The following is a 25,239-nucleotide window of genomic DNA, read 5'->3' on the forward strand; positions in this document are numbered from 1 at the left end:
AGAGAGTTATGCCTAGTTATGCAAATCGATACATAAGTAGTTTAACAAGAGAAACGTATGCACTCATTTTAGCAGGTGGGCGTGGTTCTCGTTTACATGAATTAACAGACTGGCGTGCTAAGCCAGCAGTGTATTTTGGCGGGAAACATCGAATAATCGATTTTCCTCTATCAAACTGTATTAACTCAGGCATTCGTCGTGTTGGTATAGCAACTCAATACAAGTCACACTCATTAATCCGCCATGTAAACCGTGCGTGGGGACACTTTAAGAAAGAACTCGGTGAGTCGGTAGAAATACTGCCGGCATCACAACGTAAAGGTGATGATTGGTATTGTGGTACGGCAGACGCCGTTTTCCAAAATATGGATATCATTCGTCATGAGCTGCCTAAATACGTGATGATTCTCTCAGGTGACCACGTTTACTGCATGGATTACGGCGGTTTACTTGCTAAGCATGTTGAAACTGGTGCAGATATGACAGTGTGCTGTATCGAAGTACCGTGTGAAGAGGCCGCAGGTACCTTTGGTGTAATGACTGTTGATGAGAATAACAGAGTTCGCCGTTTTGATGAGAAACCATCTGAGCCAACTTCAGTGCCGGGTAAACCAGGTACTTGTTTAGCGTCAATGGGTAACTACATTTTTAACACAGAGTTCTTATTTGAACAGTTAAAAAAAGATGCAGAAACAGAGGGTTCTGGTCGTGACTTTGGACACGATATTATCCCGGCCATCATTGAAGAGCACAATGTATTTGCATACCCATTTAGAGATGAAAATGAAGGCCAGCCGTACTGGCGTGATGTAGGTACCCTGGATTCGTTTTGGGAAGCCAATATGGAGCTTGTTATGCCAGAGCCTCAGCTTGATTTATACGATCCTAAATGGCCGATTTGGACATATCAAGAGCAATTACCACCTGCTAAATTCATTTTTAATGATGATGATAGACGTGGTATGGCTGTGGATTCAACGGTATCGGGTGGCTGTATTATCTCTGGTTCAATGGTTAGAAAATCACTGCTGTTTTCGAATGTATATGTTCATTCATATTGTGAAATCGAAGAGTCAGTGATCTTACCTGGGGTTAAAATTAACCGTAATTGCCGCATTAGGCGTGCTATTATAGACCGTAACTGTGAGATCCCTGCTGGCCTTGAAATTGGTTTTGATAATGAAGCTGATAAAGAAAATGGCTTTAGAGTGTCGAAAAAGGGTATCGTACTTGTTACCCGAGACATGTTGAATGAGCTTGAGAAAAAAGCAAAGGCAACAAAAGCAAAGTAATAAATACTTTGTTTAATGGTAAAGTCATAGTGTAGTAAGGAGTAGCAATTGCTACTCCTTGTTTCATAGTAAGAATTAATGTTATGGAGTACTGCTAATCATGCATGTGTTGATGGTGGCTGCAGAGAATGACGCATTACCGAATGCTAAAGTCGGTGGTGTAGCGGATGTTGTTAGGGACTGTCCTAAAGCGTTAGTTGATAAAGGCCTTACTGTTGATGTTGTGATCCCTGATTACGGATTTCATTATCTTGAACGTCATCATATCGGTGTTGTACATGTTCCATTTGCAGGGCATATGCAGCAACTAGACGTGTGGAAACTTGCCAATAGTGAACACGGTGTTACGCAACTGATTATTTCTCATTGGGAATTCAGTCGCCATAATGGTGCCGTGTATTGTAATGATGAACCTGGCAGGCCCTTTGCAACCGATGCGAGTAAGTTTGCATTGTTTAATGCGGCGGTGTGTGAAGCCTTACTACAAGGAATTATCCGAACCCCTGATGTAATGCATTTGCATGACTGGCATAGCGCCTGTGTGGCATTATTACTAAAAAATGACGGTCGTTACCGTACATTATCTAAGTTATTTTTAGCTTATACCGTTCATAATTTGGCATTGCAGGGTATTCGCCCATTTAAAGGCGATAGCTCAAGTTTAGAAGCATGGTTTCCGGGCTTAAATTATAACGGCGAGAAATTGTGCGATCCGCGTTATCACGATTGTTTTAATCCGATGCGAGCAGCGATTAATTTAGTTGATAAAGTGCACCTTGTTTCACCGACCTACTGTCAAGAAGTATTGCGTCCGAGTGATGCTGCAAATGGTTTTTTTGGTGGAGAAGGACTAGAAGCTGATTTGCAGGCAGCCTATCGTGAAGGTCGTGTGGTAGGGATCCTAAATGGTTGTGAATATCCAGGAATGGAACTCAAAGATATCAGCCTTGCAACACTTTACCATCATGCAGAGTCGGCACTATTTCAATGGATGGCGAAGAGCCCCATCTTGGATTCAAGTTATTATCTTGCTCACCAACGTTTATTACAGTTCAAAACAAAACCTTTTGCGGGTCCGCTTGTTACGAGTGTTGGTCGATTAACAGATCAAAAGGCACTTTTACTGCGTCAACCTTATGAAAAAGCATTGGTTTTAGATGAGTTATGTCAACGCTTAAAGCAACATGATGGCTACATGATAATTCTTGGCTCTGGTGATGCTGAACTTGAGCAAATCATGACAACTGTCATGGCACGCCAAGAGAATCTGCTATTTTTAAAAGGCTATGCACACTTGGTTGGTGAATATATGTATCACTTGGGTGATTTATTCTTAATGCCAAGCTCATTTGAGCCATGTGGAATAAGTCAAATGTTAGCAATGCGCGCTGGACAGCCATGCTTAGTTCATGGTGTTGGCGGTTTACAGGATACGGTCGAGCATAATGTCAGTGGTTTTAGTTTTAGAGGTGAGAGTTTAGCCTCTCAAAGCTACGAACTTATTACTGGTTTTAGTGATGCGCTAGACCTTAAAAAGTCGCAACCTGAGCAATGGCGCTCGATATGTGAACAAGCTAAAAATGCTCGTTTTACATGGGGATCTGTTGCAGATGGCTATTTATCAGGCTTATATCAATAAATATTGCGTGATTCATGGTAATTAAGTGACTTTTTTGTCTATTTCAGCTATTAATTACTTAGTGTGATATAAAAATTCAAAAGTAGGTAAAGTGGCTGTATTTGTTGCTAGGCAAGCGGTCTTTAATCGTCGTCAACAAGTTGTCGCCTATGAGCTACTATTTAGAGATAGTTTAAAAAACAGTTTCCCGGATGTTTCAGAGAGCACAGCTACTGCGCGTCTGATTATGGAAAACCAGCTCAATCTAGGCACTCGCCATATTACGTCGGGCAAAAAGGCGTTAATTAACATAGGTCCAGAATCGTTGAAACTGGACCTATGCGCGTTTTTGCCAACTCAAGACGTGGTTATTGAGCTTCTCGAAACGATGGAGCCAACAGATGAAAACTATGAATTTTGTCGGGAGCTTTTCCATAATAACTACAAACTTGCTCTTGATGATTTCGTATACCAACCTGAATGGGACCGCTTTTTAAAGTTAATTCGCTTGATTAAGTTCGATGTGAAGCAAACCCCCTTTGAGGACATTGCCCCTGTTTTACAGAAGCTGAAAAAGCATAAAAAAATAAAACTATTAGCAGAAAAGCTTGAAACTGCCGATGATTATGAGAAAGCCTACAAAATGGGTTTCGATTTTTTCCAAGGTTACTTTTTTGCAAAACCAAAAATGATCCAACATCGCGATATCGATTACAACTATGCATTAGTTTTGTCGATTTATGCTGAAGTAATGCGCCCTGATCCTAATATTAGCGAAATCGCGGGACTGTTTTCATTAGATACTGCACTTGCGTATAAGCTATTACGCTTGATAAACAGTGGTGTATTTCCAATAAAAAGTAAAATAGGTTCATTAAAGCAAGCGCTTGTGTACCTAGGTCATGAACGACTGAAAAAGTTTGTTAGTTTGATCATCACCGCCCATAGCGCCCAATCAAAACCAGCCGAGCTTACTCGGCTTTGTGTTGTCAGAGCGCGTTTTTGTGAATTAATAGCGCAGCGTGTCGCAAAACAACAAACCGGAGAGGCATTTTTAACGGGGCTGTTTTCATTACTCGATGCAATATTAGATCAGCCGATGGAAAAGCTGTTGGATAGATTGCCGTTTCCTGACGAAATACATGCAGCATTAATGCAAGAAAAGAATATTCTCTATTACATTCTCGAAACTGTTAAAGCATACGAAACAGGAAGCTGGTGGGCACTGGAGCAAGCAGTTGCCTATTTAAATATTGAGAGTGGGGAGCTTCCCAAAATATACGAAAATGCGGTAAATTGGAGCGATAGCTGTAGACAAAACTTATAAGGGAACTATGCGCAATATAAATATGGATGTTTTACGGGGTATTGCGGTGCTAGGTTTGATGTTTATGAACATCTATACCTTTGCTATGTTTGAGTATGATTATACTCCAAGCTCATCGCCACCACTTTCTGATACCGTCATAAACATCATTAATGTGTTATTTATTGATGGTCGTTTTAGAAGCCTTTTTTGCCTATTATTTGGTGCCTCATTGGTTATACAATGGCAGCTTTGGCAAAGTATAGATAAACAACATAATCGCTTAAAAGTGCTTGCTTATATTGGCCTTGCTCACGGCTTTTTGCTTTGGGCCGGCGATATTTTGTTTATTTATGCCTGTGCTGGTTGGTTAACCCTTAAATTTAGCCAGCAAGATAACGAAAAAATACTGCGTATGGGCATGTTGTTTTTACTTCTCGGTGCTTTTATTTCATTTTTACTTGCCTTTGTCGAACCTGAATTAACGCCTTTAACGCGAAGCTCAGACGCGTTTTTGATGGCTTATGATGCGGCTTATTCTTCCTACTTTGCTGGATTTGTCAGTAACGTATTAATGTTTACTGTGATGCTTATTGCAGTGCCGCTGATCACAATATGGATGGCCGCAGGGCTAATGCTAATGGGCGTTTATCTATATAAACAAGGGGTTTTTGTTGACGGCTTAACGAAAGCTCAGCTTAACATGATTGTTCCAGCGGCTATTGGTTTAACAGTCGTAAGGTTGATGATAGACCCTAACAGTAGTGTATTTATGTACGCGATTGTCGAGCCTATAAATTGGCTAGCAGCTTTAGCTATGGCCATTTGCTATTGCCATATCATTGTAAAAATAGTTAAAAATAAATCCAGTAAATGGTTACTGCTACAGCAGGCTGGACGCATGTCATTGACTTTATATCTGATGCAAACAGTAATATTTATACTGTTTTTTAAAGTTGCATTCTCAAGCGCTGCACTTAATTTCGATCGAATAGATTATTGGTTGGTTATTGCGGGTGTGCTTGTTTTTCAATTGGTATTTTGTAAAGTCTATAGCCAGTACTTTAAACATGGTCCGTGTGAATTAATCTGGCGAAAATTGTCGAGATAATGTCTCGTATACTACAATAAAAGAAAACAAAACGGAGTGGTTATGCGGACTTGCTGGTTAGTTTTAACATTGCTTTGCTGTTCACCACTTTATGCAGGCGATCAGTTTTCTGTGTTGCTCGTTAATCCATCAGTTAAAACCGACATATTTTGGCAAAAAGTGAGTGATATCATGCACGTGGCTGCCGAGCAAAATAATGTCAATCTCACGACCATTTACGGCGGCGGTAATCGTCATATTCAATTAGCTGAATTAAAACAGTACCTACAATATAACCCCAAGCCAGATTACGCTATCTTGATCAATTACCCAGGTGGTGCTGAGCAGTCAATGACTCTACTTGAGCAGCACAAAGTTAACTTTATAACACTGGAAGAAACCATTGTCGGCGTTGAGCGAGATGAAGTTGGTAAGCCTCGCCAGCGCTTTAAATACTGGTTAGGAGAGGTTTTTCACGATAACTTTAAAGCGGGAGAGCAACTTGGCAAAGCTTTGCTTAATGAGGCAATAGCAGCAAAGCAAACGCCGCATTTTGTTGCGATTAATGGTCATTATGGCTCCGAATCAGATACCCGCAGTGATGGCCTTGTTCATTACTTACGTAAACAAGATGTCGAGCTTGAGCAAGTTGTTTATGCCAACTGGAGCAAGCAAGAGGCAGTGCATAAAGTAAGTCGTTTATTACAACGATATCCAGATACTAATGTAATTTGGTGCGCTTCTGATTTAATGGCACAAGGTGCACTTGAAGCAGTAAAAGAAAAAGCAGAGAAAGCCTATTTTATTGGTGGTATAGATTGGCTTGATGAAAATTTAGACTTGATTGAACAGCAAAAACTCACGGCCAGTGTTGGCGGGCATTTTATGATGGGGGCGTGGGCATTAATAAGCTTAGTCGATCATAAAAATGGTAATCCTTATTGGCAAAACCATAATGCGATTAAGTTTCAACTTGGGGTCATTACACAGCACAATATAAAAAGTTATGGCTGGCTTAGAAATATTAAAGACTGGTCGGTTATCCCCTTTGAAACCTTTTTACTGCAAAACACTAAAAGTAGCGAGTACGCGTTCGATTTTGATACCCTGCATAGTTTATTGAGTGAAAAGCCTAAAAATGCAGCGCTGCACTAAAAGTGCTGCGAAAGAGCCTAGATTCTACCTAGCTTGGCAAAGGCTTCTGGTATAAACTAGCGGCTTTAAAATCCAGACAGAAGTATGCCATGACAGAGTTAAAGCGATTAAATAAATTTATCAGTGAAACAGGTTTTTGTTCACGCCGTGAGGCAGATAAATATATTGAAGAAGGTCGTGTAACTGTTAACGGCAACTTGCCTGAAATGGGCGTAAAAGTCAGCAATGATGATGACGTTCTGATTGATGGTCAGCCATTAAAAGCAAAACCTAAACGAGTTTATATCGCCTATAACAAAGCTGTTGGTATTACTTGTACAACTGAGCGAAAAATTCAAAGTAACATTGTTAAAGCGGTTAACTACCCAGAGCGTATTTTCCCAATCGGACGCTTAGATAGGCCTTCAGAAGGCTTGATTTTTTTAACCAACGAAGGCGACATCGTTAATAAAATCCTGCGTGCTGGTAATAATCATGAAAAAGAATACGTAGTGACAGTTGATAAACCGCTAAACCGCCAGTTTGTTAACAAGATGGCAAACGGTATTCCTATTCTTGATACTGTTACTAAAAAGTGTAAGGTAAAACAAACTGGCCCACAGCAATTTACCATTGTGTTAACACAAGGCTTAAACCGCCAAATTCGCCGCATGTGTGAATATTTAGGTTATGAAGTGGTGACTCTTAAACGCACACGTATCATGAACGTTACCCTAAAAGGTTTAAAAGTAGGGCAGTGGCGTCATTTAACTGAGCAAGAAATGGCAGAGATCAATAACTCAATTGCCGACTCAGGTAAAACAGAAGAGCGCTCAATTGATGAAAATAAACAGCCAACCCAAGCCCGCGGCAAGCAAAAACCACGTAATGAAGAAGAAAAAAAGCGCGATTTTTCTAAATACGTGAAAAAAGCACGCAATGATGCCAAACAAGGTCAATCAAGATCAAAGGCTGGCATTTCGCACTCAGCAAAACCAAATCAAACGAAACGTAGCGGCACCAAACGCACAGGTACATTAAGCCTGAAAAAGTAAGCTTGAGCTTTTAAAATTGTAGTGTTTGAATAGCTTTTTATGCTGTGGCGGTTTTAGTTACCAGTTATTCTAATAAAGAAAAAGCCCTAACAGTTTGCTGTTAGGGCTTTTGGTTGAGAGTCAATCTGTATTAATTAGCGTGACGCTGTTTAGGTACTTTGATCTTAAACAGCATGGTATAAAGCACAGGCACAACAATCAGGGTCAGCACTGTGGCAAAACCAAGGCCAAACATAATGGTTACCGCCATTGACTGGAAGAACACGTCAAATAGCAGTGGGATCATGCCTAAAATAGTAGTAATTGCGGCCATCGCTACAGGACGCACACGACTTACACCAGAATCGAATACCGCTTTATAAGGGTCTTTCCCGCTATCGAGTTCAAGGTTAATTTGGTCAACTAACACAATGCCGTTTTTGATGAGCATGCCGCTTAAACTAAGTAAGCCAAGCAGTGCCATAAAGCTAAATGCTGCATTCATTAGTAATAAACCTGCCGATACACCAATGATTGCTAACGGCACCGTCGCCCATATTACTAATGGTTGCTTAACAGAGTTAAACAGCAGTACTGTGATTGCGAACATGGCTAAATAACCAAGTGGCAATGAACCGAAAATGGCTTTTTGTGCTTTGCTTGACGACTCAAACTCGCCGCCCCATTGCAGTTCATAGCCATTCGGAAGTTTAATGGCTTCTATATCTTTGCGAACACGTGCAAAGAGCTTTGCTGGTGTTTCATCACCAATAACATCGTGGTCGGCCATCACTGTGATGGTACGCTTACGGTCACGTCGCATGATCAAGCTGTCTTCCCACTCAACCACAAAGTCATCAACCACTTGTGTAACGGGTACAAACACACCTAACACAGGGCTGTATATTTGTAAGTCACGCAGGCTTTCAACGTTTAAGCGCTCTTCTGCAGGCGAGCGGGCAATAATGGGCAGCATTTGCGTGCCATCTTTATAAACACCCACTTGCTTACCTGATAAGCTGGTTAACAGCAGCTGATCGAGGTCAGATTTGGCAATCCCTAAACGACGGGCTTTTTGCTCGTTAAACTGAGGACGGATTAACTTAGAGCGTGCTCGCCAATCGTCACGAATGTTAAATGCTCCTGCATCTTGATGCAGAATGTCTTTTGCCTCTTTTGCTAACTGGCGAAGTACCACGGGATCAGCACCAGAAAAACGCGCTTCGATTTTTGCATCAGTTGATGGGCCAATTTCCATACGTTTAACTTTAAGCTGAGCATCAAGTACATGCTCGTGTTGGTAATCACGTACTTTTTTGATCATAGTGGTGACGGCTTCACGGTCTTTTACACGAATAATCAATTGCCCATAAGCTGGGTATGATTTTTCAGGTGCGTAAGTCAGCATAAAGCGAGGCGCACCTTGGCCAACCGTTGTGGTTACTTCTTCTACAAGAGGGTCTGCTTGTAAGAATTTTTCAAGTTTTGCGACGCCATCCATTGTGGTATGAATATCAGCACCTTGTGTATGCCAATAATCAACATAAAACATTGGTGTATTTGATGCAGGGAAAAACGACTGCTTGATAAATTTAAAACCAAACACAGCACTCACAAGCATGATAACCATTAGTAACAATGTGGTTTTACGATAACGCATTGCCGCATGTAACACGCCTTTATAGACATTAAAAATAACACCTTGATAAGGGTCTTCATCATGATGTGGCTGTTTTTCAGTTGCTTGTTTAAACATTAAATCAGCAAAAAATGGCGTCAGGGTGATAGCTGTGATCCAGCTTAATAATAATGAAATAAACAACACCCAGAACAAGCTGCCAGCAAATTCACCACTGGCATCTGAACTCAAACCAATTGGCGCAAATGCCGTAATAGCGATAACCGTCGCACCGAGTAACGGCCACTTGGTTTGATCAACTATGTTAGTTGCAGCTTGCAGTTTTGTTTGTCCGCGCTTGAGGTTTATCAATATACCTTCGGTTACAACAATGGCATTATCAACCAGCATACCTAAGGCAATAATCAGGGCGCCTAATGAGATACGTTGTAAATCTATGGCAAACAACTTCATGAAAATAAAGGTGCCTAATACGGTAAGCAGAAGTATTACACCAATCAATACGCCACTTTTAAAGCCCATAAAGACTAAAAGTACAATAATAACAATGGCAACCGCTTCAAGCAGGCTGATAATAAAGCCACTTACTGACTTCTCAACTTCGGCTGGCTGGTTATAAACGCTGTTGATTTCCATACCATGCGGTCGCTGGTATTCGAGTGACGCTAGATGGGCATCAATATTTGCCCCTACATCAACGACGTTTACGCCTGTGCTAAATGACACACCTACCAGTAATGCTTGCTGTTGGTTATAGCGAATAATATTGTTTGGTACTTCAGCGTATTCACGAAATACCTTAGCAACATCACCTAAATAAATAAGTTCATTTTCACCTGGCTTTGAAATAAGAAGATTTTCAAGCTCTTTAACGTCTTTAAATTCACCAGTTGGGTGTAAGCGAATTGACTCATCGCCGACGCGCACCTTACCTGCGTTCGACACACTATTTTGAGTTTGTAAAAGTTGATAAATGCGGTTGGGTGAAATACCTAGCTGGGCAAGTTTACGGGTTGAAATTTCAACCATAACCTGTGCTTGTTGCTCGCCACCAACAGTTACTTTACTAACGCCATCAACCAACACAAGCTCACGTTTTAAATAATCAACGTAATCTTTCAGTTCATCGTAAGAGTAACCATCGCCAGTTACCGCGTACATCACACCGTATACATCACCAAAGTCATCCATAATTTTACTCGGATAAACCCCAGATGGCATTGAGGCTGCTTGGTCGTTGATTTTACGACGCAGTTCGTCCCATATTTGGCGTAAGTCTTGTTTACGATAATTGCTTTTCATCTCGACGGTAATTTGCGATTTACCCGGTGATGAAATACTGGTTACGTAATCAACATACGGCAGTTGTTGAATCGCATTCTCTATGGGAAAGGTAACTTCTTCTTCAACCTGTTGTGGCGACGCACCTGGATACAGGGTGATCACCATGGCTTTTTTTAAGGTGAATTCAGGGTCTTCAAGTTGTCCTAAGCCAAAGTAAGCCACTGTTCCGCCAATAAGCAAAAACAGCGCAAACATCCAACTTACCACTTTCCTTTCGATAGCAAGTGCAGCAAAGCTCATTATAAGCCTCGCTCTTTTTGCCAAGGACGAACTTTCATGCCTTCTTCTAAAAAGTTAACCCCTGCAGCGACTATTTTTTGTCCTGCTTTGATACCCGATAATACTTCAATACTATCACGATGTAGCTGTCCTACTTCTACAGCTTGCTTATGGACAAGGCCACTTTCTTCGTCATAAATCCATACATAACTATTGTTACTTTCAGGCTCGGTTGGCTCAGAGAAAACAGCTTCTACAGGTAATAATGTATAGGGGGATTGTGAGTTGGTGATCTTGCTTAAATCAATATCAACGCGGCCAGTCATACCTTCAAGTAGATTAAAATCTTTAGGAACCGGTAAAGAAAATACCACTTTATAGGTTAGGGTGATTGGATCTGCTTGAGTATCAAATTCTTTCACAGACAGTTTATAAGATTTGTTAGGATAGCCATCAAAGACAACATCAGGTTGATATTCAACATCTTTATCGATGCGTGCAATGAGTTTTTCTGGGACTTGAATAACAACATCCATTAAATCACGGGTTTCAAGTCGTAAAATATTCTGCTTGGCTTGAATGTTCTCAAAGTTTTTAACAAACACCTTTGCTACAGTGCCTGCAAACGGGGCACGTAGTTCACTGTTATCTAAATTCGTTTTAGCTATCTTTAATGCTGATTCTGCTACTTGCTTGTTAGCAAGGGCTTGGTCTAACTCAGATTGACTGGCGATTGAACGGTCAAAAAGCTTTTGTACACGTTCAAGTTGAGACTCTGCGAGTTCAAAGCGCGCTTTGCGCTCATCATATTGTAGTTGAAAGTCTTCAGGGTCGAGTTTGGCAAGCAGTTGTCCTTTTTCAACATGCTGACCGGCAAGCGCTGGGAACTCAAGTAACTCACCATTCACTCTAAAGGCGAGATATGAACCTTGGTTAGCAACAACTTCAGCTGGAAAACTACGTATAGTTTCATCTGAAAGATTACTTATAGTGAATAATTTTACCGGGCGCACAACTGGCTCAACCTCAGTATTAGATGCCTGCTCAGAACATGCCGCAAGCATCAAAATTAGGCTCGTAGTTATCGCAACGAATGCCAATTTCATTGTCTTCTCCATAGATATGATGCATAAATTAGCTGCAGGATACGCTGCAAACATATAAAATAAAAATTATTAAATTTTAGAAACATCATTAATTTTATTTATATAGTGGTTTTTATATCATGAACCTAAATCAACTCGTTATTTTAGATGCAATTGTACAGAGTGCTAGTTTGAGCCAAGCCGCTATAAAACTTCATAAAACCCAACCTGCACTAACACTGGCGATAAAAAAACTCGAATCTGAGCTGGGGTTTGAGCTTTTAGACCGTAGCCAGTATCGCTTACATCTTACTGAAAAAGGCCGTATTTTTTATCGTGAGGCACGTCAGTTACTTAACGCAAACAGTGAACTGAGCTCGCTTGCTAAAGAGTTGGCGCTAGGAAATGAAGCTAATTATAAAATTTGCTACGAGCAACTTTGCCACCAACCTAGTTACAATCAAGTCATAAGTGAAACCTTCCAACGTTTTGCTAGTACTGAGTTTAGTATTTCTTCAGGTAAACGCTTTGTATCCCTTGAACAAGTAAACAGTCATCAAGCGGACTTAGGGATTGGGCCTTGGTTTGACCTGTTCCATGCAACAGGGGATCTTGAAAGTTTGCCTATAGGTAAATTTGATATCGGTATAGTCAGCGCACCTAATGTGGTACCTAGTAAAATTAGCTTTGCTGATATTCAAAATTACCCATGCTTGGCTATGTTTGAGAGTGACTTGAGTTTCGATAGTGATAGGTTGTCTTATACATTGGGCTCTGCATTAATGAAAATTGACGATATAACCAGTGTAAAGTCGTTTTTACTGTCTGGTGCGGGTTGGGCGATGATTAGTTTGCAACATTGCCAAGCTGAGATTGAAGCCGGTTTGTTGCAGCAAATAAAAATTACTGACCGTGAACACCAGTTTGGCGCTGAAATACGCGTTTTTAGGCAGCACTCTGTCCATCATGGTCCTGTTGCGAGAGCAATTTGGCAAGATTTTAGCGAAGTCAGCAAACAGTATTTGGAGTCTAGTCGTGCAGCAGGCAACTAAAGAAGATTTAATTTATACCATTATTTGCGCCATTCCAGCGGGAAAAGTAGCCAGTTATGGGCAAGTTGCAAAGCTTGCAGGTTATCCTAATAACGCAAGGTTAGTAGGGCGGTTATTGAAAGTGATGCCTGAAGGTTCACGTATTCCGTGGCATCGAGTAGTAAATAGCCAGGGCAAAATATCGTTTCCAGAGGGTAGCAATAAACATCTTGAGCAACGACAAAAACTACTCAGTGAAGGCGTTACCTTTAACAAGGCCAAAATTAATATGCGCTTGCATCAGTGGCACTAATAAACATACAAACTAATTGATAAGTAGTGGCAAACACAGCCAACCAGCACAAATACATGCCAAATTGCATGGCTGTAATGGCGAGTTTTAGCACTGTAAAACACAGTGCCTAAACTGTAAGCAATCCCACCTGCTAGCAGCCACCATAAAGCGCTTAAATCAAGGTTTAAATAAAGTGGGTAAACAAGCGCTAATGCAAACCAACCCATTAATAAATAGGTAGCGAGTGAGACCTTTTTATTGGTGTTTTTGACTAGTAATTTATACGCAACGCCGCCAAGTGCTAAAGACCAAATAAACACCAAAGCTGCAATTGACCATGCCCCTGATAACGAAATAACCAAATAAGGCGTGTAAGTACCCGCAATAAGCAAGTAAATAGCACAGTGGTCACATTTTTTATAAATGGCCCGTATACGCTCCTTGGTGCTTGCGTGATACAAAGTAGAAGCTAAAAATAATACTAGTAGGCTTGAGCCATATACGATGGCACTTACCGTAGCTGACACAGCTTTAGATTGTGAAACTAAGTCCCACAGTACATATACCGCAAACAGGACTCCCATGCCGTGAGTAAGCACGTTAAGTTGTTCTTCTTGGCGTGAGTAGGGGAGTTGTTCTGTCATATCTATCTACTAAAAATGAGTGATTAAAACAGTTTCAGTGTACAAGTGTACGCTGAAGTTGGCAATGCTTATTTTTTCACTAAATGTTGGTCAAAACATTTAAATTTGTTGGTTTTATTAACCAACTCTGAATGCGGTTGAAAATTTAATTTATTTTTAAATCGTTAAAAATCATGAAATTAAAAAATATTTTCAGGGTGGCACAACCTTTGATTAAGTAATTACGACTAATTACTTAAAGAGACAAGGAATACCACTATGAATAACTCACTTAAATTAACTACTGCTGCGTTACTTGTATTTGCGTCAACTCAAGCAAGCGCTACTGACTTTGAATTAGATATCAGCAACACAATTACACAATCTGTTAAAAGCTATGTTCAACAAGCAAGTAACGAATTGAAACAAAGCGTAATGAACAGCATTGAGTTTGATGCTCAAAAGTTACTAGATACTTACATGAGTGAAGATGCAATTGCTTCGAAAGAAGAAGAGTTAAAAGTTGCTCAAGCTCCTAAAGCAACAAACAAGCAGTAAGGAAACAAGACAATGAGTAGTGAAATCAGCTTATTTTTACTTATGGTTGCACCGGTTTTGAGTTTACTCAGTGCATATGCATCAATCGAATTATTTCGTAACGTTGCGCAATGGTTCAACTTCTAAAGTACAAGTAGATATTAAGATTTCATGAAATATTGATCGGCGGATAGAAAGCGCACGTAATTAAAGGCATGTGGTTTTAGAATAGTAGACTTTATGAAGCGTGCGATTTTTCCTTTACCGGTTTTTATTTTACCTGAAGGGTTCACCAAGCTAAGAATCTTTGAGCAACGTTATTTAACAATGGTCAAAGAAGCTGTGCAAGATAATACAGGTTTTGTGCTTTGCACTTACCAACACGACACAGACCTTAACTTGCCCGAGATAGGTTGTTTAATGCAAATAACCGATTTCAATCAAGATGATAATGGCCAACTATTAATTGATGTTTATGCTGAACATGCGGTTTCTATTCACAACGCTAGTCAGGACAAGCAGCAGCTACGCCATGCTGACATCGAAATAACTACGTCACCTTCGTGGTATGTAAGCACGCCAATTAATGACGAAAACACCTTACTAAGTGACACACTTCGTGCTGTGTTTGCAAATCAGCCTGACTTAGCGGGTCTATATAAAACTCCACAATTTGATAACCTTGCTTGGGTCGCTGCTCGTTGGCTAGAGATCCTGCCTATATCGTTAGTTAAAAAACAACAACTTGCTTATAAATCTAGCTTTGAAAACTTGCTAAGTTTCCTCCATACTCTAATTAACAACGAATTTACTGATTAATGTGATCTAACATCAACTTTTTGGCGTATTACTACAAACGACAATAATTGGATGACATAAAGATGGTAAGTCAACAACTTCAAACAGGTTGTAAACCTAACACAGGTCAATACTCTGCCATGCCAGATACACCAAGCAAAGAGCTTGCTGATGCATTATTTGCTGTTGCTACGCACCGTGATAAACGTGCGTTTGCAATACTTTTCCAATATTTCTCACCAAAAATTAAACGTTTTGGGATAAAGCAGTTCGGCTCTGAAGCACAAGCAATGGAATTAGTTCAAGAAACGTTAACCTCAGTTTGGCGTAAAGCACATCTTTACCATAAAGAGAAAGGGGCGGCGACGACATGGGTTTATACCGTGATGCGTAACGCGTCTTTCGACATGCTCAGAAAAATGAAGAGCAGTAAAGAAGAGTGTATCAGTGAAGATATTTGGCCTCTAATTGATGAAGCCCAGCCGGGTCAACACGAATTTAGTGATCACTTAGAAGATAAACAAATTAAACAATACCTTGATAAACTACCACTTGCACAACGTGAAGTCGTGCGTGGCGTTTACTTTCAAGATATGTCGCAAGAGCAACTTGCTGAACATTTAAATATTCCCGTAGGCACAGTGAAGTCACGTCTTCGCTTAGCCTTGCAGAAGTTACGCAATGAAATGGGAGATCACCATGATTAAGCACCATCCTAGCAACGAATTACTTGCCAAGTTCAGTGAAGGTAATTTACCTGCCACTTTGAGTGTTGCAGTCGCTATTCATGTTGAAATGTGTCCTGTGTGCCAAAAAGAGTTAGCCGCGCTTGAGGCAAAAAATGCTGACGACATATTTATCGAATCTGCTAATGATATGGATGATATGTTCGATAAAACTCTTTTTGATGCCATCATAGCTGACGAGTCAATTGATGAGGTATACGAGCAAGCACAGGTATCGGTTGATGTTAAAGATAAAACCTACACATTACCTAGAGCACTTACGCGTATTGGCCACAGTAACTTTATGCAAATAGGTAAACTTGCCCGCTCTCGCATTGATTTAGACGACGGCCCATTACGAGCAAGTCTATTGCACATTGATGCGGGTGGTGAAATACCTGAGCACACACATACGGGTTTTGAGCTAACTTTATTATTAGATGGTGAGTTTAGTGATGAAGACGGACACTATGTACCAGGTGACTTTATGATGTTAGATGGTCGCCACAATCACACGCCAAAAACAATTGAAGGGTGCTTGTGCTTTACAGTTGTTAGTAGTGCCCTACACTTCAATAAAGGTATTAGTAAATTACTAAATCCAATTGGTAATCTAATCTATTAGTAGAGTTTATATGCAGCAATCGACAATTAAAATTGGTTTAAGCGCCTGTTTAGCAGGCGACAAAGTTCGCTTTGACAGTGGACACAAAAAATCTAATTTTTGCATGGATGAGTTGGCTAACCATGTTGAGTATAAAAAGTTTTGCCCTGAAGTAGCGGTAGGGTTGCCAATCCCTAGACCAACGATTCGCCAAGTGCGAGTTGGCGACACCATTAAAGTGTGCCGTCCTGATGGTACTGGCGATGTTGGCCCTAAACTAACAGAATATGGTAAACGAGTGGCAACAGAGCAAACCGCTGAGTTAAGCGGCTTTGTGTTTTGTGCCAAAAGCCCTAGTTGCGGTATGGAACGTATTAAAATCTACAACGAAGCGGGTACAGGTAACACCTCAGAAGGTGTCGGCTTTTTTGCAGAGCAAATAATGGCACACAATCCATTGTTGCCTTGTGAAGAAAACGGCCGTTTAAACGATATGCATCTTCGCGAAAACTTTGTTATGCGCGTTTATACCTACAAGCATTGGCAAACACTATGTGAGCAGCCACTCACAGTTCATAGATTGACCCAGTTCCATGCTCAATATAAGTATTTATTGATGGCACATAATTACGAAGCTTACCGTAGTTTAGGGAATTTACTGGGCACCTTTGATGGTGAAGATATCCAAGCCTTGGCAGATGAATATATTCTAGGGTTAATGACAGCCCTCAAAAAACCAGCTTCTCGCAAAAATAATGCAAATACCTTGATGCATTTACAGGGTTATTTCAAAAAGTCACTTTCTAAAATAGAAAAGCAAGAACTAAGAGATGCAATCGACGAATACCGTAAAGGTCTCGTACCACTTTATGTTCCACTGACATTAATTAAGCATCATTTAAAAGTTCACCCAAATGAATACTTGGCGAAACAAGTTTATCTAGACCCCTATCCGAACGAATTAAAACTACGCTACGGAATTTAATGAACACTTTATTTTGGTTTAGGCGCGATTTGCGCCTTTTTAATAACGATGCACTGTATCTGGCAATCGAAAATGGTTGCGAGAATGCAGTTTTTTTTATTACTGAAAAGCAATGGCAAAAACATGATGTAGCAGCTATACAGCTTGATTTACTAAAGCGTAGGCTTGGCTTTTTAGGTGAGCTTTTAGCCAGTAAAGGTATTAAATTACATGTCATTGATGCGGTTGATTACGATGGGTGCGTTGAAAAATTAGCGTCATTTTGTGAGCAACATCAGGTAAAAAATGTATACGCTAACAACGAATATGAGCTTAACGAAGTAAACCGTGATAAAGCGTTTTTACAGCATGCTGACAGTAAAAATATTGCTTTTTATGCATACGACGGCGATGTAATTGCGCCACCGGGAAGCATCAAAAATCAAAGCGGCGAAATGTTTAAAGTATTCACGCCATTTAAAAATGCATGGCTTAAAGCTTATCAAGACACCCACTTTTATTTTGCTGAGCCGCCTAAGATGTTCGAGGCCATTGAATGGCAGCCAAATGAGTTATTAGACTCAGACGGCTGCTCAGAAAAATGGCCTGTTGATGATGATACCCTCAGCCACGTTTGCGCACGCTTTATTGAAGAAAAGCTAGCAACCTATCAAGACCAGCGTGATATCCCAAGCATTAAAGGCACTTCGGGATTAAGCCCATATTTAGCCTTGGGTATTGTTAGCGTTCAGCAATTATTGGCACTCATTCAGCAGCGCCATCCTGATGTACTACGTAGCAGCAAAAGTAACTTATTTTGTTGGGTTAACGAATTGATTTGGCGTGAGTTTTATCGTCACCTTATCGCGATTTATCCAAACCTAAGTAAATACGACAACTTCAATGATAAATACAACGCTGTGAAATGGCGTGATGATGAGAGCGACTTTAAAGCGTGGTGCGAAGGTAAAACAGGCTACCCACTAGTTGATGCTGCAATGAGGCAGTTACTGCAAACTGGTTGGATGCATAATCGTTTACGCATGGTGGTCGCAAGCTTTTTAACTAAGCACTTATTAATTGATTGGCGTAAAGGCGAGCGCTTTTTTATGCAGCACCTTATAGACGGCGACCTTGCCTCTAACAACGGTGGCTGGCAATGGGCTGCAAGTACGGGATGTGATGCTCAGCCGTATTTTCGAATTTTCAATCCAATCACCCAAAGTGAGCGATTTGATCCAGATGGTGAATTTATCCGTAAATATCTACCAGAGTTGGAAAAAGTACCTGCAAAGCAAATCCATTTTCCGCATGATTATTTAGCGAAACAGGGTAAGTCGAGCAGTTATTGGCCAGCAATTGTTGATCATAAAGCCGCGCGAGAGCGAGCGCTAAACGCATTTAAGGTGTGACATGGACAAGGCAATCCTTGATAGATTTATTGATGTTTATCAAACACTCAATAAAGACAATTTGCAGCTACTGGATGAAATCTATCATCCAGATATTCACTTTGCAGATCCCTTGCATGCGGTAAATGGTCTTGGGGAGCTACGTGAGTATTTCAAAAACCTCTATGCTAACGTTATATCTTGTGAATTTGTTATTGAAGACAGCTATGTTACTGAAAATACTCAGAGCAAAGATGATACCGCGTTCATCTACTGGACCATGCAATACCGTCATCCCAAGCTCAATAAAGGGCAAGCAATCTCGGTTGCAGGTCATAGCCGTTTAAAGTTTGCTGGTGATAAAATAATTAATCATCGCGATTATTTTGACGTAGGCGCTATGCTTTACAGGCATATCCCTGTACTTGGCTCGGCTGTTAAATTTATTGATAAAAGGGCGAGTGCATAATGACAACATTAATTACAGGCGCAACTTCAGGTATTGGCGAGTCATTAGCAAAGCTATACGCAGACAATAATGAGCATGTGATTGCATGCGGCAGGAACACAGAAAAGCTTGCTAAATTGAGCCAACATCAAAACATTGAGTCTTGCCAATTTGATGCAACAGACCTTCAGGATATACGTTCGAGCACAGTCGCCTATACACAATTCGATCGTGTCATTTTAAATGCAGGCAATTGTGAATATATTGATGATGCTCGTAATTTTGATAGCAGTTTATTCGAACGTGTGATCACCACTAATCTACTCAGTATGGGCTATTGCCTTGAGGCATTACTGCCAAAGATAAAACCCGGTGGTCAGCTGGTGATTGTAAGCTCTAGTGTGACTTACTTACCGCTACCGCGCAGCCAGGCTTATGGCGCGTCTAAAGCCGGTGTAAGTTATTTAGCTAATAGCTTAGCGGTTGATTTAAAAGATGTTGATGTGACTTTAGTTCACCCTGGTTTTGTTAAAACGCCGCTGACTGATAAAAACGACTTTCCAATGCCAATGGCGGTGAGTGCTGAAAAAGCGGCAAATTATATTTATAAAGGGGTCGCGAAAAGGCGCAAAGAAGTGCACTTTCCGCACCGTTTTACCTTCATTTTGAAATTTTTAAGAATGCTTCCTACGCCACTTTGGCTGAAGCTTGCAAAAGGATTATCACGTTGAAAAAAGTGGCTGTTATTGGATCTGGCATAGCGGGTTTAAGCTGTGCGCACCTATTGCATAAGCACTACGATGTAACCGTATTTGAGAAAAACGACTACATAGGTGGCCATACTGCAACCATTGACGTAAAGGTTGATGGCGTTGAATACGCTGTAGACACAGGTTTTATTGTATTTAACGACCGCACTTACCCATATTTTGAAAAATTACTTAAGCGTTTGGGTGTCGAGCGTCAGAAAACTCAAATGAGCTTTAGTGTGCATAACGAACAAACCGGCTTTGAATATAACGGTCATACATTTTGGAGCTTGTTCGCACAAAAGCGTAATATCTTTCGTCCTAAGTTTTGGAAACTCTTAAAAGACATAGTGCGCTTCAATGAAGTGTGTAAATCATTGCATGCACAACAAAACTACAAGGCCAATCAAACATTAGGCGAATTTTTGGATGAGCATGACTTTAACGAGTTCTTTCGCTTCCATTATATTTTGCCGATGGGCGCTGCTATTTGGTCAACCAGTATTAAAGAAATGGCACAAGTTGGCGTAGAGTTTTTTGTTAAGTTCTTTTATAACCACGGTTTGCTGGATATCACTAATCGTCCGCAGTGGTATGTTATTCCGGGTGGCTCTCGCGAATACATTAAACCCATGATCCAAGGCTTCGCTGATAAAATTCGTTTAAATAGCAATATCAGCTCGGTATCTCGAAAAGATGACAGTGTTCACGTTCATTTTGATGATGGTCATAGCGAAATATTCGACAAAGTGGTGTTTGCTTGCCATTCTGATCAGGCTTTAAAGTTATTACTTGACCCAAGTGAAGACGAAAAGAATGTACTTTCAGCCATTCCTTATACTGCTAATTCAGTGGTTTTACATACTGATACAGCGTTGTTGCCAAAACGCAAGGCAGCTTGGGCTAGCTGGAACTATTTGTTGAATAACAACACAGACAAAGCGGCTGTTGTGACTTATCAAATGAATATTCTGCAAGGTATTCAAAGCGACACGCAATTTTGTGTAACCCTCAACCACCTTGACGGTATCAATAAAGATAAAATTTTACGCGAGTTTACCTACCACCATCCGGTATTTAATAAAGAATCGATTGCCGCACAGCAGCAAAAGTCATTAATCGACGGCAAAAATAATAGCTATTTCTGTGGCGCTTATTGGTATAACGGCTTTCATGAAGATGGTGTAAGAAGTGCGGTCAACGTGGCAAAGCAGCTTGGGGTTGAATTTGAATAGCGCCATTTATGTCGGTGACGTAAGACACCGACGTTTTGCAGTTAAAAAACATCATTTCAAATACCCACTTTACATGATGTGGGTCGATTTAGCTCAGCCTGAAGAACTTAATGACATTCACCCATGGCTGGGCTGTTCAGGCTTTAAAGCTCTAAAGTTTAAACAAAGCGATTATTTTAATTTTCAGACAAACATGCAGCTATCAGTACAGCAACGTGCGCTCGCCAAGATAGCTGAATTAGGCGTAAATCAAACCTTTACTAAAGTGTATATGCTTGGGCAACTTCGTTGTATGGGAATATATTTCAGTCCTGTTAACTTTTTTTTCTACCAAAGTAATGATGGTAATTTCACGCATATGCTTGCTGAAGTAAGTAATACTCCGTGGAATGAACGTCATTATTATGTCGTGCCGCTCGAAAAAAAAGTGAACTTTAAAAAGGTTTTTTCCGTATCACCTTTCATGAACTTAGATATGAACTATTATTGGCATATCAGAATGAATCCTGATAACACCATGATTCATATTGAAAATAAAAAAGACGACACACTCTTGTTTGACGCAACGCTACGTTTACAAAAGCATCCACTCAATAAAGAGAGGATGAGTGCGGTGCTCAAGCAGTTTCCAGCAATGACGTTGAGTATATTCAAAGGTATTTATATTCACGCGCTGAAACTATTTTGTAAACGTGTGCCATTTATTGGTCATTCGGGCAAACAAGAGAATTAAACTAGGTGATGTGATGGAAAAAGTATCAAATTTGACTGAGACTCAAGCAACAGGTTGGGTGGCAAAACTATACAAAAAATTAGTAATAGGTGCATTTAATAGCATCAAAATTGGTCGCATTACTTTAATTGAAGGAAATGACCGTACACAATTTGGTGATACATCCAGTGATATACACGCCACTGTTACAGTTAACGATGCAGCTATGTACAAATTGTTTGCATTGTCAGGAAGCGTGGGCGCTGGTGAAGCCTACATTCTAGGTTTCTGGGATTGTGATAACCTTACTAAATTAATTGAAATATTTGCCCTAAACCAAGACGAGCTTGATGCTTTTGAGAAAAAATTCGCTTTTTTTAGTGGTATAGCTCATCGCTTAAACCATTTTAGAAATCGAAATTCAGCTCAAGGTTCTAAGAAAAATATCGCAGCGCATTATGACTTAGGTAACGACCTTTATAGTGCATTTTTAAGTGATGAAATGTTGTATTCATGTGCCGTGTACCCTTCAAAACAAGCCACTCTTGAACAAGCCCAAGATCACAAACTGGCATTAATTTGTGAGCAAGTTGATTTACAGCCAGGTGACTCAGTTATTGAGATTGGCACAGGGTGGGGCGCCTTTGCGATTTACGCGGCAACGCATTTTGACTGCCATGTAACGACTACAACTATTTCAGATGAGCAATATGCCTATGTTGAAGAAAAAGTTAAAGAGCTAAATCTTGAGCATAAAATCACCTTATTAAAGCAGGATTACCGTCTCTTAGAGGGCAAATACGACAAGCTCGTGTCTATTGAAATGATTGAAGCTGTTGGGCATGAGTATTTACCAGGCTTTTTTGCCAAATGTCACTCTTTGTTGAAAGACAGCGGCGCAATGCTGATCCAAGCCATTACCATTGCTGATCAACGTTATAGTCATTACCTGAAAAACTCTGACTTCATTCAGCAGTATATCTTCCCGGGTGGTTGTCTCCCTTGCTTAGACGAAATGAATAAGCAAATTAAACAGCAAACTGACATGGTGGTACATAGTGTAAAAGATATTGGTGTTCACTATGCAAGAACATTGGCTGATTGGCGAGAGCGCTTTGTTGCCAGCTGGCCTGAAATTGATAAAGTTAAGTTTGATCAGCGCTTTTATCGTTTATGGTTGTTTTACCTAGCCTATTGTGAAGGTGCATTTAGAACTCGTGCAATAAGCACTGTGCACCTCGTAGCCCGTAAACCGCGATTTGGACACTCTGACGATGGCATTGCGCTCGATTATTAATTTCGTGTTGTTTCAAGGAGTATGGTTTAGTGCCTTACTCCTTGAGCGCGATGCGGTAATCCCCGCCTCTTTTATTATTTGTTTAATGCTTTTTTTATCAGAGCAACGCAAGCAAGACATACTGCTTTTAGCATGTGGGCTACCAATTGCGCTGGGCTATGAATGGCTTGCAAGTGGTTTTGAGCTAATTAATTATAAAGTATCTCCATTGCCTCTGTGGCTCGCTTTTCTTTGGGCTGCACTATTACTCACCGTTAATACGTCTATGCATTTTTTGCAAAAGCTTCCTTGGTATTTCGCTTGGTTGGTTTGTTTAGCCTTTGCTCCGGCTAGCTATTATGCAGGTATACGATTTGGCGTATTAAGCACAGATCTGACTGTTGTGAGTTTTTGGCTGTATTACGGTGTAGGCTGGGCAACGATGTTTGTATGCATTATTACCTATAATAAGCGTTTTTTAGCCGCTAAATGATCAGTTAGTGATGGTTTTACGTAACATTGCATAACTAGTTTTTTAGGATAAGACGATGAAACAGTTTATGACTATAGCGGCATTTATGTGCTCATTGTTTATGGCAGATGTTGCTGCAAATGGTTTTAAAACCGTTGGCCAAGCTAAAATGGAGTATTTATTTTGGGATGTTTATAACGCCAAACTTGAAACTCCCAACGGCACTTACACATTCGGTCAACACCCTAGTAAATTAACACTTACCTATTTGCGTGATTTTAAAGCCAAAGACATTGTTAAAGCCACTAACGAGCAATGGCAGCATTTAGGCTTGGATGAAATGGTAGGGGCTTACGACAAACAACTGTTGGACTTATGGCCTGATATTTCTAAAAACGATTCATTAACGTTTCAAACAAATGAGCAGGCAATAGGGACCTTTTACTTTAATGGCAAGCCACTTGGACAGATAAATGATGACAAGTTTGCCGATAACTTTTTAGCAATCTGGCTAAGCGCAGAGACTTCTGAGCCATCACTACGCAAACAGCTTATTGGAGGGAAACATGATTAAACTCAAAGCAATTCTTATTTTAGCTATGGTAATGTTAATTACCAGCTGCTCTGCGCCCGATGTTGATTATTATCGAGGTACAGAACCTGAATTTAACTTTAAGCAGTTTTTTAGTGGTGAGCTAAAAGCCTATGGGGTAGTACAGGACCACAAAGGCGAATTAACTCGTAAGCTGGTAGTCGACATGCAAGCAAGCTGGGATGGCAACAAAGGCGTGATTGACGAGCAATTTGTTTATGATGACGGTGAAACGCAAACACGTGTTTGGTACATCACCATTAATGATGATGGCAGTATAACAGGTACAGCGTCAGATGTTATTGGCGAAGCAGAAGGTGAAAGTAATGGCAGTGTGTTCCATTGGACATATTCTGTCGAGCTTCCATATGATGATAGTACTTTAGTGGTAAATTTCGATGATTGGATGTACTTGGTAACACAATCACGCTTGATAAACCGCACTGCTATTGATAAGTTTGGCATCGAGGTCGGGGAAGTAACCTTAGTTATCGAGAAAATCGAGTAATCGTTTAATTACCAGAAAACTTCGCGATGTTGGTTAAATTAAGTCTTTATTAATATTAACGTCGCTAACCTCGTTTTTGATAGTTAAATAGTAGTCATTTTTGAACAAATTACGTAAAAATAGCAATTTGCTGTTGCTAACTTCTCAAAAATGCATAAAGATAGGTTTTGCGAAGGCAAAATAATAACGAATAGGAATCTAACAATGAATAAAGCTCAATTAGTTGAAAAAATTGCTACTGATGCAGAAATCTCAAAAGCGGCAGCAACGCGTGCACTAGATGCATTCACTGGCGCAGTTACTAATTCTCTTAAAGAAGGTAACTCAGTAGCATTAGTTGGTTTCGGTACTTTCTCAGTAAAAGAGCGTGCAGCGCGTACTGGCCGTAACCCACAAACTGGTGCAGAAATCCAAATCGCAGCAGCAACTATCCCAAGCTTTAAAGCGGGTAAAGGTCTTAAAGACCAAGTTAATCCATAATTGGGTAACTAGGTTTATATTGAAAAAAGGGCTTATAG

Annotated in this window: 26 protein-coding genes; 23 read left to right on the forward strand and 3 right to left on the reverse strand. The window is 40.3% G+C overall.

What is annotated here, in order from left to right; translation table 11 throughout:
• The first annotated feature begins 8 nt into the window (after window positions 1-8).
• The 6 genes from glgC (at window position 9) to rluF (ending at window position 7,495) form a co-directional block, all read left to right on the forward strand.
• Window positions 9-1,292, forward strand: coding sequence for a glucose-1-phosphate adenylyltransferase (glgC, locus tag E5N72_RS17230; protein ID WP_135926361.1), 1,284 nt, complete (start codon window positions 9-11; stop codon window positions 1,290-1,292).
• Between the two features lie 100 nt (window positions 1,293-1,392).
• Window positions 1,393-2,931 carry a glycogen/starch synthase gene (locus E5N72_RS17235; RefSeq protein ID WP_135926362.1) on the forward strand — a complete coding sequence of 513 codons (1,539 nt, stop codon included), beginning with the start codon at window positions 1,393-1,395 and terminating at the stop codon, window positions 2,929-2,931.
• A gap of 91 nt (window positions 2,932-3,022) precedes the next feature.
• Window positions 3,023-4,237: an HDOD domain-containing protein gene (locus E5N72_RS17240; RefSeq protein ID WP_135926363.1), complete on the forward strand. Its 1,215-nt coding sequence runs from the start codon at window positions 3,023-3,025 to the stop codon at window positions 4,235-4,237.
• A gap of 7 nt (window positions 4,238-4,244) precedes the next feature.
• Entirely contained in the window at window positions 4,245-5,327 is a 1,083-nt protein-coding gene (locus E5N72_RS17245) for a DUF418 domain-containing protein (RefSeq protein WP_135926364.1), read from the forward strand.
• 42 nt (window positions 5,328-5,369) lie between these two features.
• Window positions 5,370-6,461 (forward strand): ABC transporter substrate-binding protein, encoded by a 1,092-nt coding sequence (locus E5N72_RS17250; protein WP_135926365.1) that lies wholly within the window; start codon window positions 5,370-5,372, stop codon window positions 6,459-6,461.
• 89 nt (window positions 6,462-6,550) lie between these two features.
• On the forward strand, window positions 6,551-7,495 hold the full coding sequence (rluF, locus tag E5N72_RS17255) for a 23S rRNA pseudouridine(2604) synthase RluF (RefSeq protein WP_135926366.1): 945 nt from the start codon (window positions 6,551-6,553) through the stop codon (window positions 7,493-7,495).
• 130 nt (window positions 7,496-7,625) lie between these two features.
• On the opposite strand, the gene E5N72_RS17260 is transcribed toward rluF, so the two are convergent.
• Both E5N72_RS17260 and E5N72_RS17265 read right to left on the reverse strand, forming a co-directional pair.
• Window positions 7,626-10,697 (reverse strand): efflux RND transporter permease subunit, encoded by a 3,072-nt coding sequence (locus tag E5N72_RS17260; RefSeq protein ID WP_135926367.1) that lies wholly within the window; start codon window positions 10,695-10,697, stop codon window positions 7,626-7,628.
• Window positions 10,697-11,782 (reverse strand): efflux RND transporter periplasmic adaptor subunit, encoded by a 1,086-nt coding sequence (locus E5N72_RS17265; RefSeq protein WP_135926368.1) that lies wholly within the window; start codon window positions 11,780-11,782, stop codon window positions 10,697-10,699. Before E5N72_RS17265 ends, E5N72_RS17260 begins: the two co-directional genes overlap by 1 nt.
• 119 nt (window positions 11,783-11,901) lie before the next feature.
• On the opposite strand from E5N72_RS17265, the gene E5N72_RS17270 reads away from it, so the two are divergent.
• Window positions 11,902-12,813 (forward strand): LysR family transcriptional regulator, encoded by a 912-nt coding sequence (locus E5N72_RS17270; protein WP_135926369.1) that lies wholly within the window; start codon window positions 11,902-11,904, stop codon window positions 12,811-12,813.
• A complete protein-coding gene (locus E5N72_RS17275) occupies window positions 12,797-13,105 on the forward strand; it encodes an MGMT family protein (protein ID WP_235383426.1) in 309 nt (102 codons plus the stop codon). The genes E5N72_RS17270 and E5N72_RS17275 overlap by 17 nt, the downstream gene beginning before the upstream one ends.
• On the opposite strand, the gene E5N72_RS17280 is transcribed toward E5N72_RS17275, so the two are convergent.
• Window positions 13,102-13,731: a hemolysin III family protein gene (locus tag E5N72_RS17280; RefSeq protein WP_135926371.1), complete on the reverse strand. Its 630-nt coding sequence runs from the start codon at window positions 13,729-13,731 to the stop codon at window positions 13,102-13,104. The genes E5N72_RS17275 and E5N72_RS17280 overlap by 4 nt on opposite strands.
• 258 nt (window positions 13,732-13,989) lie before the next feature.
• Here E5N72_RS17280 and E5N72_RS17285 point away from each other — a divergent pair, with 258 nt between their 5' ends.
• From E5N72_RS17285 to E5N72_RS17355, 15 genes are all read left to right on the forward strand, one after another.
• Entirely contained in the window at window positions 13,990-14,268 is a 279-nt protein-coding gene (locus E5N72_RS17285) for a hypothetical protein (protein ID WP_135926372.1), read from the forward strand.
• Window positions 14,269-14,487: 219 nt separating this feature from the next.
• The gene (locus tag E5N72_RS17290; protein WP_135926373.1) at window positions 14,488-15,066 is read left to right on the forward strand and encodes an LON peptidase substrate-binding domain-containing protein; all 579 of its coding nucleotides are present in this window, start codon (window positions 14,488-14,490) and stop codon (window positions 15,064-15,066) included.
• A 62-nt stretch (window positions 15,067-15,128) separates the two neighbouring features.
• The gene (locus tag E5N72_RS17295; protein ID WP_135926374.1) at window positions 15,129-15,752 is read left to right on the forward strand and encodes a sigma-70 family RNA polymerase sigma factor; all 624 of its coding nucleotides are present in this window, start codon (window positions 15,129-15,131) and stop codon (window positions 15,750-15,752) included.
• Window positions 15,745-16,395: a ChrR family anti-sigma-E factor gene (locus E5N72_RS17300; protein ID WP_135926375.1), complete on the forward strand. Its 651-nt coding sequence runs from the start codon at window positions 15,745-15,747 to the stop codon at window positions 16,393-16,395. The genes E5N72_RS17295 and E5N72_RS17300 overlap by 8 nt, the downstream gene beginning before the upstream one ends.
• A 10-nt stretch (window positions 16,396-16,405) precedes the next feature.
• The gene (locus E5N72_RS17305) at window positions 16,406-17,359 is read left to right on the forward strand and encodes a DUF523 and DUF1722 domain-containing protein (protein WP_135926376.1); all 954 of its coding nucleotides are present in this window, start codon (window positions 16,406-16,408) and stop codon (window positions 17,357-17,359) included.
• Window positions 17,359-18,750 carry a deoxyribodipyrimidine photo-lyase gene (phrB, locus tag E5N72_RS17310; RefSeq protein ID WP_135926377.1) on the forward strand — a complete coding sequence of 464 codons (1,392 nt, stop codon included), beginning with the start codon at window positions 17,359-17,361 and terminating at the stop codon, window positions 18,748-18,750. Before E5N72_RS17305 ends, phrB begins: the two co-directional genes overlap by 1 nt.
• Before the next feature lies 1 nt (window position 18,751).
• Window positions 18,752-19,198 (forward strand): nuclear transport factor 2 family protein, encoded by a 447-nt coding sequence (locus E5N72_RS17315; protein WP_135926378.1) that lies wholly within the window; start codon window positions 18,752-18,754, stop codon window positions 19,196-19,198.
• Window positions 19,198-19,908 (forward strand): SDR family NAD(P)-dependent oxidoreductase, encoded by a 711-nt coding sequence (locus tag E5N72_RS17320; RefSeq protein WP_135926379.1) that lies wholly within the window; start codon window positions 19,198-19,200, stop codon window positions 19,906-19,908. Before E5N72_RS17315 ends, E5N72_RS17320 begins: the two co-directional genes overlap by 1 nt.
• The gene (locus E5N72_RS17325) at window positions 19,905-21,161 is read left to right on the forward strand and encodes an FAD-dependent oxidoreductase (RefSeq protein WP_135926380.1); all 1,257 of its coding nucleotides are present in this window, start codon (window positions 19,905-19,907) and stop codon (window positions 21,159-21,161) included. Before E5N72_RS17320 ends, E5N72_RS17325 begins: the two co-directional genes overlap by 4 nt.
• The gene (locus E5N72_RS17330) at window positions 21,154-21,894 is read left to right on the forward strand and encodes a DUF1365 domain-containing protein (protein WP_135926381.1); all 741 of its coding nucleotides are present in this window, start codon (window positions 21,154-21,156) and stop codon (window positions 21,892-21,894) included. The genes E5N72_RS17325 and E5N72_RS17330 overlap by 8 nt, the downstream gene beginning before the upstream one ends.
• Before the next feature lie 13 nt (window positions 21,895-21,907).
• Window positions 21,908-23,170 (forward strand): cyclopropane-fatty-acyl-phospholipid synthase family protein, encoded by a 1,263-nt coding sequence (locus E5N72_RS17335; protein WP_135926382.1) that lies wholly within the window; start codon window positions 21,908-21,910, stop codon window positions 23,168-23,170.
• Window positions 23,148-23,642, forward strand: coding sequence for a DUF2878 domain-containing protein (locus E5N72_RS17340; protein WP_135926383.1), 495 nt, complete (start codon window positions 23,148-23,150; stop codon window positions 23,640-23,642). The genes E5N72_RS17335 and E5N72_RS17340 overlap by 23 nt, the downstream gene beginning before the upstream one ends.
• Window positions 23,643-23,697: 55 nt before the next feature.
• Window positions 23,698-24,195, forward strand: a complete 498-nt coding sequence (locus E5N72_RS17345; RefSeq protein WP_235403766.1) for a chalcone isomerase family protein — start codon at window positions 23,698-23,700, stop codon at window positions 24,193-24,195.
• Window positions 24,188-24,721: a DUF3833 domain-containing protein gene (locus E5N72_RS17350; protein ID WP_135926384.1), complete on the forward strand. Its 534-nt coding sequence runs from the start codon at window positions 24,188-24,190 to the stop codon at window positions 24,719-24,721. Before E5N72_RS17345 ends, E5N72_RS17350 begins: the two co-directional genes overlap by 8 nt.
• A gap of 204 nt (window positions 24,722-24,925) precedes the next feature.
• Window positions 24,926-25,201, forward strand: a complete 276-nt coding sequence (locus E5N72_RS17355) for an HU family DNA-binding protein (RefSeq protein ID WP_036972004.1) — start codon at window positions 24,926-24,928, stop codon at window positions 25,199-25,201.
• Window positions 25,202-25,239 lie beyond the last annotated feature (38 nt).

The organism is Pseudoalteromonas sp. MEBiC 03607, from assembly GCF_004792295.1.
Classification (GTDB): Bacteria; Pseudomonadota; Gammaproteobacteria; order Enterobacterales; family Alteromonadaceae; genus Pseudoalteromonas; species Pseudoalteromonas lipolytica_C.

Coding starts and splice junctions, on each gene's coding strand:
- glgC (WP_135926361.1), top strand. CDS start 9: ATGCCTAGTTATGCAAATCGATACATAAGTAGTTTAACAAGAGAAACG.
- E5N72_RS17235 (WP_135926362.1), top strand. CDS start 1,393: ATGCATGTGTTGATGGTGGCTGCAGAGAATGACGCATTACCGAATGCT.
- E5N72_RS17245 (WP_135926364.1), top strand. CDS start 4,245: ATGCGCAATATAAATATGGATGTTTTACGGGGTATTGCGGTGCTAGGT.
- E5N72_RS17250 (WP_135926365.1), top strand. CDS start 5,370: ATGCGGACTTGCTGGTTAGTTTTAACATTGCTTTGCTGTTCACCACTT.
- rluF (WP_135926366.1), top strand. CDS start 6,551: ATGACAGAGTTAAAGCGATTAAATAAATTTATCAGTGAAACAGGTTTT.
- E5N72_RS17260 (WP_135926367.1), bottom strand. CDS start 10,697: ATGAGCTTTGCTGCACTTGCTATCGAAAGGAAAGTGGTAAGTTGGATG.
- E5N72_RS17265 (WP_135926368.1), bottom strand. CDS start 11,782: ATGAAATTGGCATTCGTTGCGATAACTACGAGCCTAATTTTGATGCTT.
- E5N72_RS17270 (WP_135926369.1), top strand. CDS start 11,902: ATGAACCTAAATCAACTCGTTATTTTAGATGCAATTGTACAGAGTGCT.
- E5N72_RS17280 (WP_135926371.1), bottom strand. CDS start 13,731: ATGACAGAACAACTCCCCTACTCACGCCAAGAAGAACAACTTAACGTG.
- E5N72_RS17285 (WP_135926372.1), top strand. CDS start 13,990: ATGAATAACTCACTTAAATTAACTACTGCTGCGTTACTTGTATTTGCG.
- E5N72_RS17290 (WP_135926373.1), top strand. CDS start 14,488: ATGAAGCGTGCGATTTTTCCTTTACCGGTTTTTATTTTACCTGAAGGG.
- E5N72_RS17295 (WP_135926374.1), top strand. CDS start 15,129: ATGGTAAGTCAACAACTTCAAACAGGTTGTAAACCTAACACAGGTCAA.
- E5N72_RS17300 (WP_135926375.1), top strand. CDS start 15,745: ATGATTAAGCACCATCCTAGCAACGAATTACTTGCCAAGTTCAGTGAA.
- E5N72_RS17305 (WP_135926376.1), top strand. CDS start 16,406: ATGCAGCAATCGACAATTAAAATTGGTTTAAGCGCCTGTTTAGCAGGC.
- phrB (WP_135926377.1), top strand. CDS start 17,359: ATGAACACTTTATTTTGGTTTAGGCGCGATTTGCGCCTTTTTAATAAC.
- E5N72_RS17315 (WP_135926378.1), top strand. CDS start 18,752: ATGGACAAGGCAATCCTTGATAGATTTATTGATGTTTATCAAACACTC.
- E5N72_RS17320 (WP_135926379.1), top strand. CDS start 19,198: ATGACAACATTAATTACAGGCGCAACTTCAGGTATTGGCGAGTCATTA.
- E5N72_RS17335 (WP_135926382.1), top strand. CDS start 21,908: ATGGAAAAAGTATCAAATTTGACTGAGACTCAAGCAACAGGTTGGGTG.
- E5N72_RS17340 (WP_135926383.1), top strand. CDS start 23,148: ATGGCATTGCGCTCGATTATTAATTTCGTGTTGTTTCAAGGAGTATGG.
- E5N72_RS17345 (WP_235403766.1), top strand. CDS start 23,698: ATGAAACAGTTTATGACTATAGCGGCATTTATGTGCTCATTGTTTATG.
- E5N72_RS17350 (WP_135926384.1), top strand. CDS start 24,188: ATGATTAAACTCAAAGCAATTCTTATTTTAGCTATGGTAATGTTAATT.
- E5N72_RS17355 (WP_036972004.1), top strand. CDS start 24,926: ATGAATAAAGCTCAATTAGTTGAAAAAATTGCTACTGATGCAGAAATC.